The 13,746-nt window shown below is 73.2% G+C and carries 7 protein-coding genes and 1 pseudogene; 6 read left to right on the top strand and 2 right to left on the bottom strand.

Features of this window, described 5'->3' with window-relative positions; all coding sequences use genetic code 11:
* Positions 1–57 precede the first annotated feature (57 nt).
* Genes A3CE_RS0100195 through A3CE_RS0100170 form a run of 6 tightly spaced genes read left to right on the top strand, consistent with a single transcriptional unit; the run spans position 58 to position 5,397 of the window.
* Positions 58–1,437 (top strand): glycosyltransferase, encoded by a 1,380-nt coding sequence (locus A3CE_RS0100195; protein WP_020638038.1) that lies wholly within the window; start codon positions 58–60, stop codon positions 1,435–1,437.
* Between the two features lie 14 nt (positions 1,438–1,451).
* The gene (locus A3CE_RS0100190) at positions 1,452–2,507 is read left to right on the top strand and encodes a DegT/DnrJ/EryC1/StrS family aminotransferase (protein WP_020638037.1); all 1,056 of its coding nucleotides are present in this window, start codon (positions 1,452–1,454) and stop codon (positions 2,505–2,507) included.
* A gap of 35 nt (positions 2,508–2,542) precedes the next feature.
* Positions 2,543–3,757 (top strand): cytochrome P450, encoded by a 1,215-nt coding sequence (locus tag A3CE_RS0100185; protein WP_020638036.1) that lies wholly within the window; start codon positions 2,543–2,545, stop codon positions 3,755–3,757.
* Complete coding sequence (locus A3CE_RS0100180; RefSeq protein ID WP_020638035.1) at positions 3,754–3,972, top strand: hypothetical protein; 219 nt, start codon at positions 3,754–3,756, stop codon at positions 3,970–3,972. The genes A3CE_RS0100185 and A3CE_RS0100180 overlap by 4 nt, the downstream gene beginning before the upstream one ends.
* Before the next feature lie 32 nt (positions 3,973–4,004).
* Positions 4,005–4,193, top strand: a complete 189-nt coding sequence (locus tag A3CE_RS0100175; RefSeq protein WP_020638034.1) for a ferredoxin — start codon at positions 4,005–4,007, stop codon at positions 4,191–4,193.
* 22 nt (positions 4,194–4,215) lie between these two features.
* On the top strand, positions 4,216–5,397 hold the full coding sequence (locus A3CE_RS0100170) for a cytochrome P450 (RefSeq protein WP_020638033.1): 1,182 nt from the start codon (positions 4,216–4,218) through the stop codon (positions 5,395–5,397).
* A gap of 243 nt (positions 5,398–5,640) precedes the next feature.
* Here the strand turns inward: A3CE_RS0100170 and A3CE_RS53155 are convergent.
* Together A3CE_RS53155 and A3CE_RS57195 are read right to left on the bottom strand one after the other, a co-directional pair.
* Positions 5,641–12,042, bottom strand: a pseudogene (locus A3CE_RS53155) (type I polyketide synthase); the annotation flags it as partial.
* Positions 12,043–12,073: 31 nt separating this feature from the next.
* On the bottom strand, positions 12,074–13,746 hold a 1,673-nt coding region (locus A3CE_RS57195), incomplete at its 5' end, for an SDR family NAD(P)-dependent oxidoreductase (RefSeq protein WP_043790576.1).

Genomic DNA, 13,746 nt, shown 5'->3' with positions numbered 1-13,746 from the left:
GGACGTCGGGTGATTCCCCCGCCGGCCGGATGACCGCGACAAGGGAAGGCAGTTCCCATGGACACCGCCCAGCGCCCCATTCTCTTCGTCGGCCTACCGGAGAGCGGGCTGTTGAACCCGCTGCTGGTGCTGGCAGGCGAGCTGGCCGCCCGCGGCACCGAAGACCTCTGGTTCGCCACCGACGAACACCGGCGGGCGGAGGTCACCGCCCTGTCCGCCCGCAGCGAGGTGCGGTTCGCCTCGCTCGGCGACCCGGTACCGGAGCTGTCCGCGGTCACCTGGGACGACGAGGTGTACGCGGCGGTCACCCAGCGCTCCCGGTTCAAGGCCACCAAGGCGCTGATCGAGCACTCCTACGACCCCAGCCTGCAAGTCGGCAAGTACCGCCGGCTCGAGGCCGTGGTGGAGCAGGTGCGGCCCGCGCTGATGGTGGTCGACGTGATGTGCACGTTCGCGATCAACCTGGCCATCACCAAGGGCATCCCGTTCGTGCCGACCGTGCCGTTCCTGCCCAGCAACGTGCTGACCGGGAACATCCCGTTCAGCAAGTCCTACACACCACGCGACTTCCCCGTACCGCGCTCGGGCCTGCCGTACCCGATGAGCGCGGCCCAGCAGCTGGCCAACCGCCTGTTCAAGCTGCGCACCGTCCTCATGTTCGCCAATCCCCGGATGTCCAAAGTGCTCAAGCAGGGCGGCGAAATCCGCAAGCAGCTCGGCATCGCGCCGGAGGCCGCCAAGGCGATGGCCCGGATCGACCACGCCGAGCTGGTGCTGTGCTTCTCCGTGGCCGAACTGGACTACCCCTTCGACTTGCCGGAGAAGGTGAAACTGGTCGGCGCGCTCGTTCCCGACCTGCCGCAGGCACCCGGCGACCGCAGCATCACCGACTGGCTGGACGCCCAGGAATCCGTGGTATACCTGGGTTTCGGCACGATCACCCGGCTGACCCGGGACCAGGTGACCGCGCTGGTCGAGGTGGCCCGGCGGATGAGCGCGCACCAGTTCCTGTGGAAGCTGCCCAGGGAGCAGCAGCACCTGCTGCCGCCGGCCGGTACGCTGCCGGCCAACCTGCGGATCGAAGGCTGGCTGCCGTCCCAGCTCGACGTGCTGGCCCACCCCAAGGTCCGGGTGTTCTTCAACCACGCCGGCGGGAACGCCTACCACGAGGGCCTCTACTTCGGGAAGCCCTTGGTCTCCCGCCCGCTGTGGGTGGACTGCTACGACCAGGCGGTGCGGGCCGAGAGCCTGGGTGCCGGCCTGACGGTGGACCAGCCGCACACGGTGGATCCGGACGACGTCGTGGACAAGCTGACCCGCGTGCTGACCGAGCCGTCGTTCACCGAGCGGGCCGCCCACATGTCCGCGCTGCTGCAGGCCGCGGGCGGGCGGCGCACCGCCGCCGATCTGCTGATGAAGCTGCCCGCGCTGGCCTGAGGAGCGAAAAGACCGTGGCCTACACCTATTCCGTGTCCCGGCCCAGCCTGACCGGCCGGGAACTCGAGTACGTCACCGAGGGGATCAGCGACGGCTGGATCTCCTCGCAGGGACCGCACGTGCGCCGCTTCGAGCGTGCTTTCGCCGACTACAACGGCGTCGCGCACGGCGTCGCCTGTTCCTCCGGCACCACCGCCCTCACCCTGGCGCTGCGGGCGCTCGGCGTCGGCCCGGGCGACGAGGTGATCGTGCCGGAGTTCACCATGATCGCCAGTGCCTGGGCGGTCACCTACACCGGGGCGACGCCGGTGTTCGTCGACTGCGGGGACGACCTGAACCTCGACGTCGCCCGGATCGAGGAGAAGATCACCCCGCGCACCAAGGTGCTCATGCCGGTGCACATCTACGGCCGCCGCTGCGACATGGACCCGATCATGCGGCTGGCCTACGAGTACAACCTGTACGTGGTGGAGGACTCGGCCGAGGCGCACGGGGTCCGCCCGGTCGGCGACATCGCGTGTTTCTCGCTCTACGCCAACAAGATCATCACCGCCGGCGAAGGCGGCATCTGCCTGACCGACGACGCCCGGCTGGCCGGTCAGATCGCGCACCTGCGGGGCATGGCCTTCTCCGACGACCACTCGTTCCTGCACAAGAAGCTGGCCTACAACTTCCGGATGACCGACATGCAGGCCGCGGTGGCGCTGGCCCAGACCGAGCGGCTGGACGAGCTGCTGGCCGCGCGCAAGGAGATCGAACGGCGCTACGACGAGGGCCTGGCCGGGATCGACGGCATCACGCTGATGCCGCCCCGGGACGTCCTGTGGATGTACGACGTGCGGGCCGAGCGCCGCGAGGAGCTGCGGGACCACCTGGCCGCGGAGGGCATCGAGACCCGGCTGTTCTTCAAGCCGATGAGCCGCCAGCCCGGCTACTTCGACCCGTCTTGGCCCGCGCTCAACGCCTCCCGGTTCGCCGCGGACGGCTGCTACCTGCCCACCTACGTCGGGCTGACCGCGAGCGACCAGGAGTTCATCACCGGCAAGGTGCGGCAGTTCTACGCCGCCTGACCCCTCCGATCCCCCTCTGCCTAACGGAAAGTGCGATGACGAGCACCGACACCCCCATGGTCGACTTCCCGGTGCGGCGACCGGGCGAGTCCTTCCCGCCCGCGGCCTACGCCGGTTACCGCGAACGGCCCGGCCTGGTCCGCACCACGCTGGCCACCGGCCAGCCGGTCTGGCTGGTTTCCCGGCACGAGGACGTGCGGGCCGTGCTGACCGACCGCCGGATCAGCGCGAACCCGGAGAACGAGGGCTTCCCCAAGGTCGGCCGGACCGGTGGGGTGCCGACCCAGAACGAGATCCCCGGCTGGTTCGTCGGTCTCGACCCGCCCGAGCACGACCGGTTCCGCAAGGCGCTGATCCCGGAGTTCTCGGTCCGCCGGATCCGGGCCTGGCAGCCGCTGATCCAGCGCACGGTGGACGAGTGCGTGGAGGCGTTGCTGGCCAAGGACGGCCGGGCCGACCTGGTCGAGGACTTCGCGCTGGCGGTGCCCTCACTGGTGATCTCGGCCATGCTGGGCGTACCCGGCGACGACCGGCCCTTCTTCGAGGCCAAGACCAAGATCCTGGTCAACCTGCAGCGGAGCACCGAGGAGGAGCGCGCGGATGCGGTCCGGCAGCTGCTGCGCTACATCACCCGGCTGATCGGCATCAAGCAGAAGTGGCCCGGCGACGACCTGATCACCCGGATCCTCGCCACCGGGGCCATCACGCCCCAGGAGATGTCCGGCGTCGTCATGCTGCTGCTGATCGCCGGGCACGAGACCACGGCCAACAACATCTCGCTGGGCGTGGTGACGCTGCTGGCCAACCCCCGGTGGATCGGGGACGAGCGGGTGGTCGAGGAGCTGGTCCGCTACCACTCCGTGGCCGACCTGGTGGCCATGCGCACCGCCGTCGAGGACGTCGAGATAGGCGGCCGGCTGATCCGCGCGGGCGAGGGCCTGATCCCGCTGATCGCCGCGGCCAACCACGACACGAACGCGTTCGCCTGCCCGCACGAGTTCAAGCCGGACCGCCCGGCCCGCAACCACGTCGCGTTCGGCTTCGGCGTGCACCAGTGCCTGGGCCAGAACCTGGTCCGGGCCGAGATGGCCGCGGTGTACAAGACGCTGTTCGAGCGGGTGCCGACGCTCCGGATCGACGCTCCCCTGGAGGAGCTGCCGTTCAAGTACGACGGCACGCTGTTCGGCCTGCACGCGCTGCCCGTGCGCTGGCAGCCTTCGAGCACGCCCGGACGAGGAGGGCAAGGATGAGCGAGACCGGCGAGCGGCCCCGGGTGGTCCGCTGGTTTTCGGCATTGGGATCGGCGCTTTCGGGGCACCAGGTCGACCGCTCGCACCCGGAGGCGGTCGAGCTGACCGGACCGTGCTTCCCCGCCTGGTGCGTGGCCTTCGCCAACAGCAGCTGGAACGGCGTCGGTGCTCCCCCGCCCGGCCCGTGCGGCTCGCACTGCGCGCAGCGCCGCTGAACCCCGGCCCCACGACCCGAAGAGGAACGATCGTGCAGATCACCGTCGACCCCGGACGCTGCATCGGCGCGGGTCAGTGCGTGCTGACCGCGCCGGAGGTGTTCGACCAGAACGAAAGCGGCATCGTCACGGTGCTGCGGCCGGCACCGGCCGGCGGTGACGCGGCCGCCGCGCGCGAAGCCGCGCTGGTGTGCCCATCCTCGACGATCACCGTCGAATAGCGCTCGCCGAAAGGGAGGAACGATGACCACGACGGAGGAACGGGTGTTGCTCGCGTCCGACGAGCCCTTCGTGCGACGGCTGTGCCCGCACCTGCGGGAACCGTACGACGGTCCGCCGGTCCGGCGGATCGTCACCCCGGCCGGGGACCACGCGTGGCTGGTGTCCCGGTACGCCGAGATCAAGGGGCTGCTGCGCGACGACCGGCTCGGGCGCTCGCACCCGGATCCGGGCCGCAAGCCGCAGTACGCCGGCAACCCCACCTATGACCTGGCCACCGCCGCCGACCACGGGGCCGGGGACAAGTTCCACCACGACCTGCGCAAGGTGCTGCAGCCGCACTTCGCGGCCCGGCACATGCTGCACCTGCGGCCGAAGGTGGAAGAGCTGACCGCGGGACTGGTCGAGGCGTTCGCCGCCCGGCCGCGACCGGCCGACCTGCACGCCGGTCTGTCGGCCCCGCTGACGCTGCTGGTGATCTGCGAGCTGCTGGGCGTGCCCGTGGGTGAACGCGAGCAGTGTGCGGCCCTGGTGTCCCGGATGGGCGGCGTGGCCGACGAGCAGGGCGACGGCACAGCCGCGTTCTTCGGCTACCTGCGCGACCTGGCCGCGCGCAAGCGGGCGGCACCGGAGGACGACGTCATTTCCCGCCTCGTGACCGGCAACGATGTGACCGACGAGCAGGTCGGCGAGATCGCCATGCTGTTGCTGTTCGCCGGCATCGGCTCGACGGTCAAGCAGATCGACTACGGTTTCCTGTTGCTGGCCAACGACCCGGCGCAGCGCGACGCGGTGGCGGCCGATCCGGACCTGGTGCCCAGGGCCGTCGAGGAGATGCTGCGGGTCTCCGGCAGCCTCAGCCTGCCGCGTTACGCCCGCGAGGACATCGAGATCGGCGGCGTGACCATCGGCGAGGACGAGCTGGTGCTGCTGGACCTGGCCCGGGCCAACATGGACGTCGACGCCTTCGACTGCCCGGCCGAGTTCGACGTCGGCCGGGCTCCCAACCGGCACCTGACCTTCGCGCACGGTGCCTGGGCGTGCATGGGCGCCCCGCTGGCCCGGATCCTGATGCAGGTGCTGTTCACCCGCCTGCTGACCCGCCTGCCCGGCCTGCGCCCCTTGGTCCCCGCGGCCGAGGTGGCCACCACGGACGCCCCGCTGGGCGGCGGCCTCACCGACGAACTGCTCGTCACCTGGTACTAATCCGGCCAAAAGTAGGCCGACCCCCACGCGGCACGTAACCGTTGCTACGAACCCATTCGGCCGTGACTGTGGTCGGATTAGTAACGATCGGCACAGTGAGTCCCCGTCCGCAAGGGCCGTCACCTTCCGGTGGCGGCCCTTTTCACATGGTCACCCGGCTTGTCCCGGAAGCGGGAACCGCCGCGTCACCGGGGAAAGCCGCGCGCCCCGGCCGGCAGCCGGGGCGCGCGGTCCACCACGGCCTCAGGGCGCCGGAGCCAGCGACGGCAGCTCCGCCAGCCACTCGCCGATGATCGCGGCCGTCAGCGGGGCGTCCTCTTGGGACAGGGCGAAGTGGTTGGACTGCACCGTGCGGATCGTGTCGGTGCCGTCCACCAGTGCCCGCTGCTCCGGGGGCGCCTCGCTGCCTTCCTCGCCGCAGCGCACCAGGATCTTCGGCACCGTCGTCCGGTAGTCGGCCATGGCCGGCAGCTTGTTCAGCCAGGACGCCATGCCCGTCAGCCGGGCCGCTTCGATCGTGGTGGTCTCCGACTGGATGGTGGTCATCAGGTCCTCGGCCATGCCCATGTAGTCGGTCGAGTCGTCGCCGCTGTGGCGGAGGCTGAGCGTGTCCAGCATGACGACGCCGGCCGCGCGGATGCCCCACGTGTTCTCCAGCAGGCCGGCCGCGGCGAGGGCGAGGACGCCGCCGGAAGAGTGGCCGACGATCACGAACGGCTCGCCGTCCGCGGCCTCCAGCACGCTCTCCGCGACCACCCGGGCCGCGGCCGCCGCGGAGGCGGGCAACGGCTCGTTCCGGTCGAAGCCGATCAGCGGCAGCGACCGCACGGTCCGGGAACCCTGGAACTGCGCGGCGATCCGGGCGTACTGGTGCACGCCGCCGACCACGACCGGGGAGCTGATGCAGATCAGCCGCGGCCCGTCCGGGCCTTCGGACAGGGTGAGCGGCGAGGGCAGCTCCGCCAGCTCGGCCGGTGCGTCGAAGGTGGGCCGGACGGCGGCGACCGCCTTCAGCATGTCCATGCCGGCCTGCAGTTTCCCGGCCCGCAGGGACTCGAAGAACAGGTGCCCGACCGTGTCGTGCACGGCCGCGCCGCCGAGGCCGGCCCCGCCGCCGGAGCCGGAGAACGCGCCGCCGGCCGTCAGTTCGGCCGCGAGCCAGCCGGCCAGCCGGGCCGGGGTCGGGTTGTCGAAGATCACCGTGGCCGGTAGCCGCAGCCCGGCCGCCTCGGCCAGGCTGTTGCGCAGCTGCACGGCGATGAGCGAGTCGAAGCCGGCCTCCACGAACTGGGTGTCGACGTCGACCGCGGCCGCGTCCGTGTGCCCGAGGGCGCGCGCCGCGTGCTCGACCACCACCGAGCACAGCAGCGCCACCCGGCCGCCCGGCTCGAGCCCGCGCAGCCGGTCGATCAGGCTCGGCCCGGCGGCCGCACCGGCGGCGGCCGCGGACCGGCGCGGCGCCGGCACCAGGGTGCGCAGCACCGAGGGCACCGGGCCTTGAGCCCGGGCGGTACCGGCGGGCAGCGCGACCAGCAGCGGCTCGATGGTGGCGACGGCCGCGTCGAACAGGGTCATGCCCTGCTCGGGGTCGATCATCGAGGCCGCGCCGGCCGCGGCCCGCCGGCGGTCCGTGGCGCTGAGCGTGCTGGTCATGCCGCTGGAGGCCGCCCACGGGCCCCAGGCGATCGAGGTCGCCGGCAGGCCCTGCTGCCGGCGATAGGCGGCCAGGGCGTCCAGGAAGGTGTTGGCGGCCGCGTAGTTGCTTTGCCCGCTGCCACCGAGGATCCCGGCGATCGAGGAGTAGAGGACGAACGCGGCCAGCGGCCGGCCTTCGGTCGCCCGGTGCAGATTCCACGCGGCGTCAGCCTTGGGCGCGAACACGGTGTCCAGCCGCTCGGGGGTCATCGACTCCAGCACCCCGTCATCCAGAACACCCGCGGCATGAACGACAGCCGTCAGCCGGAGATCCGACACCAGCTTGCGCACGGCCTCGAAGTCGCTGACGTCGCATGCGGCGAACGAGACCGCCTCACCCAGCTCAGCCCGCAACTCCGCCGCACCCGCAGCCGCGGCACCACGCCGGCCTGCCAACAGCACATGCCGCTGCCCCTGCGCCACCAAGTGCCGCGCCAGATGCGCGGCCAGCCCACCGGTGCCGCCGGTGACCAGCACGGTCGCCTCCCGGTCCCAAACCGGCGGCAGGGTGAACACGGCGTAGTCGTGCTGGGCGAGGGCCGCCGGTGCCTGCCGGAGGTCGAACAGCGGCGCGCCCACGCGCAGAGCGCCGGCGTCGGTGACGCCCGGCGCCACCGGGGCCAGCGACGAGGCGGCCACCACCAGCGGTGCGGTGCCTACCTCGCCGGACACCGTGGTCGTCACCCGGTCGCCGACGGCCACCCCGGAGACACCGGTCCCGGCTTCGGTCACCACGCCGGCGACCTTGACCGGGCCGGACCGGCCCAGCGCGGCCGCGGTGAGCCGCAGCCGGACTTCCTGCTCGCCCGTCGGCACCTCGGCCGGGCCGGGCACCGCGCGCAGCTCGCCGTCGGTCCGTTCGACCACCCACGGTCCGGCCGGCGGCACCAGCGAAGGCGCCTCGGCGAGCCGGGCCAGGCGGGCCACCCTGGCCACGCCGCCGCGCACCGCCACCTGCGGCTCGTCCGTGAGGAGGCCACCCAGGCCGGGCAGCGCGGCGAGCGACTCGGGACGGTCGTCGATGTCCAGCAGCACGAACCGGTCCGGGTGCTCGGACTGCGCGGTGCGCACCAGCCCCCAGGCCGCCGAGGCGGCCAGGTCGGTGAGCGTCGAGCCGGGCACGGCGACCGCACCGCGGGTGACCACGACAAGCCGGGTTCCGGTCAGCTCCGGCCGCGCCACCCAGTCCTGGATGACGTCGAGCACCTGCGCGGTCACCTCGTGCACCGCGGCCGCCCCGCCGCCGCCGACCTGGAACACCGCCCAGTCGGGCCGGGAGACGGCCAGCAGGGCGGGGGTGTCCGCGGTGGGCGCCCCGAGCGCGGTGGCCAAGCCGAAGACGTCGTGGCGGAGCACCGACCAGCGGTGCCCGGTGGCCGCCGGAACCGGCTGCTCCGGCCAGCCGAGGTGCAGCAGGCCGTCCCGGGCGCCGGTGGCCGCCGGCGCGGTGGCGGACCGCAGCCGGAGCGAGCGCACCGAGAGCACCGGGTTGCCCGCCACATCGGTGGCGGCCAGGGTCACGGCCTCCCCGTCCTGGTGCCAGTGCGCTCGCAGCTGCCGTGCGCCGCTCGCGTGCAGGCTCACGCCGTTCCACGAGAACGGCAGCCGGCCACCGCTGCGTTCCGGCGACACGTTCGCCTGCAGCGCCGCGTCCAGCAGGGCCGGGTGGATCCCGAATCCCCCGTCCGCGGCCGTGTCCCCGGGCAGCTCCACCTCGGCGTAGAGGTCGTCGCCGGCGCGCCAGACCGAGCGCAGGCCCTGGAAGGCCGGGCCGTAGACCAGCCCGGTGGCGGCCATCCGCGCGTAGAAGTCGGTGAAGTCGACCGGTTCGGCACCAGCCGGCGGCCACGGCGTGGACGTCCGGTCGGCGGGCACGGGTTCCGGCGCGAGCACGCCGCTCGCGTGCTCGGTCCACGCCCGGGTCGCGTCACCGGCCGGGCGGGAGTAGATCCGCACGTCCCGATGGCCGGCGGTGTCCGCGCGGCTTACCACGACCTGCAGCGACACCGTGTCGGAGCGGCCGAGCACCAGCGGCACGGACAGCGTCAGCTCCTCGACCCGCGCACAGCCGACCTGGTCGGCGGCCCGGACCGCCAGCTCGAGGAAACCGGTGCCGGGGAACAGGACGGTGCCACCGACCTGGTGGTCGGCCAGCCACGGGTGGGTGACCGTCGAGACGCTGCCGGTCAGCAGCACGCCGTGGTCGTCGGCCAGGCCGACCGACGCGCTCAGCAGCGGGTGCCCGGCGCTGATCAGCCCCCAGTCGGTGGCCTCGCCGGTGCGGGCGGACGGCGTGGGCCAGAACCGCCGGTGCTGGAACGGGTAGGTCGGCACCGGCACGGTGCGGCCGCCGAGGTCGGCGTAGCACCGGTCCAGGCCCACTTCGGCGCCGGCCGCCCAGACCTGGCCCAGCGCGGTGACCGCGGCGGCCTCCTCCGGGGCCTCGCGCAGCGCGGGCACGACGGTGGCCGGGCGACCGGTGTCGGCCAGGGTCTGGCTCATCATCGAGGTCAGGGTGTGGCCGGGGCCGATCTCCAGCAGCGTGCCCACCCCGGCGTCGAGCAGGGCGAGGACGCCGTCGGCGAAGCGCACCGGCTCGCGCACGTGGCGCACCCAGTAGTCGACGTCGGACACCTCGCCGGTCACCGGGCGGCCGGTCAGGGTGGAGACGAGCGGAACGGACGGCTCGCGCAAGTCGATCCCGGCCAGCGCGGACCGGAACGGCGCGAGCATCGGCTCCATCAGGGGCGAGTGGAAGGCGTGGGACACCGGCAGCCGCTTGGTCCGGCGGCCCCACCGCTCGACCTGCCCGGCCACGGCGGCCACGGCGGGCTCGGCCCCGGCGACGACCACCGCGCCCGGTGCGTTCAGCGCCGCGATGGCCACCTGCTCGCCGTGGGGCGCGAGCAGCGGCGCGACCTCGGCCTCGGTGGCCGGCAACGCCACCATCGCACCGCCGGCGGGCAGCGCCTGCATCAGGTGGGCCCGGGCGGCCACCATCCGGGCGGCGTCGGCGAGGGACAGCACCCCGGCCACGTGCGCGGCGGCGATCTCGCCGACGCTGTGCCCGGCCACCGCGGCCGGTTTCAGGCCCCAGGACTCCCACAGCCGGAACAGGGCGACTTCGACGGCGAACAGCGCCGGCTGGGCCCAGCCGGTCTCGTTCAGCGCGGCCTGGTCCCCGCCCCAGAGCACGTCCTTGAGCGACCCGGGCAGCAGCGGGTCGAGCAGGCCGCAGATCTCGGCCAGCGCTTCGGCGAAGACCGGGAAAGCGGCGGCGAGCTCCCGGCCCATACCCGGCCGTTGCGCGCCCTGCCCGGAGAACACCACGCCCACGGCGGGGTTCCCGGCCACGCCGGTGGCGACCTCGGGCCGGTCGGTGGTGCCCGGGCGGGCCAGCAGCACGGCCCGGTGGTCCAGCGCGGAGCGGGCGGTCAGGGAGCGGCCGATGTCCACCGGCGAGCCGGCGCACTCCCGCACCCGCTCGACCTGGGCCCGCAGCGCGGCTTCGGACTTGGCCGACACCGGCCAGGGCAGCGCCGCCGCGGTCCGCAGCGGCGTGGCCGGCGCCTCGGCCGGCTCGGCGGCCTGCTCCAGGATGACGTGGGCGTTGGTGCCGCTGACGCCGAAGGAGGACACCCCGGCCCGGCGCGGCCGCCCGGTGTCCGGCCACTCGACCGCCTCGGTGAGGATCCGGGCCCGCCCGGCGGTCCAGTCCACGTGCGAGGACGGCTTGTCCACGTTCAGGGTCTTGGGCGCGATGCCGTGGCGCATGGCCAGCACCATCTTGAGCACGCCGGCCGCGCCCGCGGCGGCCTGGGTGTGCCCCAGGTTGGACTTGACCGACCCCAGCAGCACCGGCGTTTCGCGGTCCCGGCCGTAGGTGGCCAGCAGAGCCTGGGCCTCGATCGGGTCGCCGAGGGTGGTGCCGGTGCCGTGCGCCTCGACCACGTCGATGTCCGATGTGGACAGTCCGGCGCCGGCCAGCGCCTGCGTGATGACCCGCTGCTGGGACGGTCCGTTGGGGGCCGTGAAGCCGTTGGACGCGCCGTCGGAGTTGACCGCGGAGCCGCGCAGCACGGCCAGGACGTGGTGCCCGTTGTGCCGGGCGTCGGACAGTTTCTCCAACACCAGCAGGCCGATGCCTTCGGACCAGCCGGTGCCGTCGGCGGCGTCGGCGAAGGCCTTGCAGCGGCCGTCGGCGGCCAAGGCGCCCTGCCGGGTGAAGCCGGCGAAGCGCAGCGCGGTGGACATCACGGTGACGCCACCGGCCAAGGCCAGCGTGCACTCACCGGACCGGAGCGCCTGCGCGGCCAGGTGCATCGCCACCAGTGCCGAAGAGCAGGCGGTGTCCACGGTGACAGCCGGCCCTTCCAGGCCCAGGGTGTAGTTGACGCGGCCGGCCAGCGCGCTGGCGGCCAGGCCGGTGCCGGCGTGCCCGTCCACGTCCTCGGCCGAGCGCAGCACGAGGTTGCCGTAGTCCTGGCCGTCGGTCCCGGCGAACACCCCGGTCCGGCTGCCCCGCAGGGCCAGCGGGTCGATCCCGGCTCGCTCGAACGCTTCCCACGACAGCTCCAGCAGCAGCCGCTGCTGCGGGTCCATGGCGACGGCCTCGCGCGGTGAGACACCGAAGAACGCGGCGTCGAACCCACCGACGTCGGGCAGGAACCCGCCCTCCAGCGTGGCGCTCGCGCCGCGGCCCTCGCCGGCCAGGGCGGCCACGTCCCAGCCGCGGTCCTCCGGGAACGGGCCGATCGCGTCCTGCCCGGCCTCGACCAGCCGCCACAGGTCCTCGGGGCTGTCGATGCCGCCGGGGAACCGGCAGGCCAGGCCGACGATGGCGACGGGCTCGTGGCGGCCGGCTTCGGCTTCCTCCAGCCGCCGCCGGGTCTCGTGCAGATCCGCGGTGACCCACTTGAGGTAGTCGACGAGCTTCTTGTCGTCCGGCATCGGGCGTCCTTTCTGCTGCGCGTGCGGTGGGTCAGCGGTTCTTCAGCCGGCCGAGTTCGTTGTCGATGAAGGCGAAGACGTCGTCGGTGCTGGCGGATTCGATGAGTTCGGCCACCCCGCCGCCGGCTCCGGTGCCGCGGTCGCTCGTCCCCCACAGCGCCAGCAGCGCGCGCAGGCGGCCGGTGACGCCGGTGCGGGTCAGCTCGTCCGGTTCGCCGGCCGCCATCGCGGCTTCCAGCCGGTCCAGCTCGGCCAGCACCGACGGCCCGCTGTCGAGGCCGGCGCCGGCGACCAGTTCGGCCAGCAGGTGCGCGGCCAGCGCCCGCGGCGTGGCGTAGTCGAACACCAGCGTCGCGGACATCCGCAGCCCGGTGGCGGCGGTCAGCCGGTTGCGCAGCTCGACCGCGGTCAGGGAGTTGACGCCGAGTTCCTGGAACTCGCGGTCGGCTTTGAGCTCGCCGGGCGTCGGCAGAGCCAGCACCGCGGCGGCCTCGGCGCGCACGAGGTCGAGCAGCAGGGTGAGCCGCTCGTCCTCGGGCAGTGCGGTCAGCTTTTCCACCAGGCCCGCCTGCGAGGCGGCCGCGCCGACGGCCGTCCGCCGGGCCGCGCGGACCAGGTTGCGCAGCAGCGGCGGCACGTCGGCCGGCGCTCCGGCCCCGGCCGGGTTCGCCGCGGTGGCGACGATCAGTGGCTCGTCCGTGCCGATGGCGGCCTCGAACATGGCCGTGCCTTGGCCCGCGTCGATTTCGGCGACGCCGCTTGCCTTGGTGCGGTGGCGGTCGGCCTCGCCGAGCGTGCTGGTCATGCCGCTGGAGGCCGCCCACGGGCCCCAGGCGATCGAGGTCGCCGGCAGGCCCTGCTGCCGGCGATAGGCGGCCAAGGCGTCCAGGAAGGTGTTGGCCGCCGCGTAGTTGCCCTGCCCGCCGGCCCCGAACACGCCGGCCACCGAGGAGTAGAGCACGAACGCGGCCAGCGGCCGGCCTTCGGTCGCCCGGTGCAGATTCCACGCGGCGTCAGCCTTGGGCGCGAACACGGTGTCCAGCCGCTCGGGGGTCATCGACTCCAGCACCCCGTCATCCAGAACACCCGCGGCATGAACGACAGCCGTCAACCGGAGATCCGACACCAGCTTGCGCACGGCCTCGAAGTCCCTGACGTCGCATGCGGCGAACGAGACCGCCTCACCCAGCTCAGCCCGCAACTCCGCCGCACCCGCAGCCGCGGCACCACGCCGGCCTGCCAACAGCACATGCCGCTGCCCCTGGGCCACCAGGTGCCGCGCCAAGTGCGCGGCCAGCCCACCGGTGCCACCGGTGACCAGCACGGTCGCCGCCCGGTCCCAGACCGGCGGCATGGTCAGCACCAGCTTGCCGATGTGCTTGGCCTGCTGCATGTGGCGGAACGCGCTGCGGGCCCGGCGGACGTCCCAGACGCGGACCGGCAACGGCCGGATCGCGTCCTTGGCGAACAGCCGGAGCAGCTCCGCCAGCATTTCGCCCATCCGGTCCGGGCCGGCCTCGGACAGGTCGAACGCCCGGTACCGCACGCCCGGCGGGCTCTCCCGGACGTCGGTCTTGCCCATCTCCAGGAAGTGCCCACCGGGCTTCAGCAGGCGCAACGAAGCATCGATGAACTCACCGGTCAACGAATTCAGCACCACGTCCAAACCCGCACCAGCCAGCGACGCAAACGCCCCCTCGAAGT

It is taken from the genome of Amycolatopsis balhimycina FH 1894, assembly GCF_000384295.1.
Lineage (GTDB): Bacteria > Actinomycetota > Actinomycetes > Mycobacteriales > Pseudonocardiaceae > Amycolatopsis > Amycolatopsis balhimycina.
Note: the sequence above shows the minus strand (reverse complement) of the source record. Positions and strands in the feature narration are given on the sequence as shown.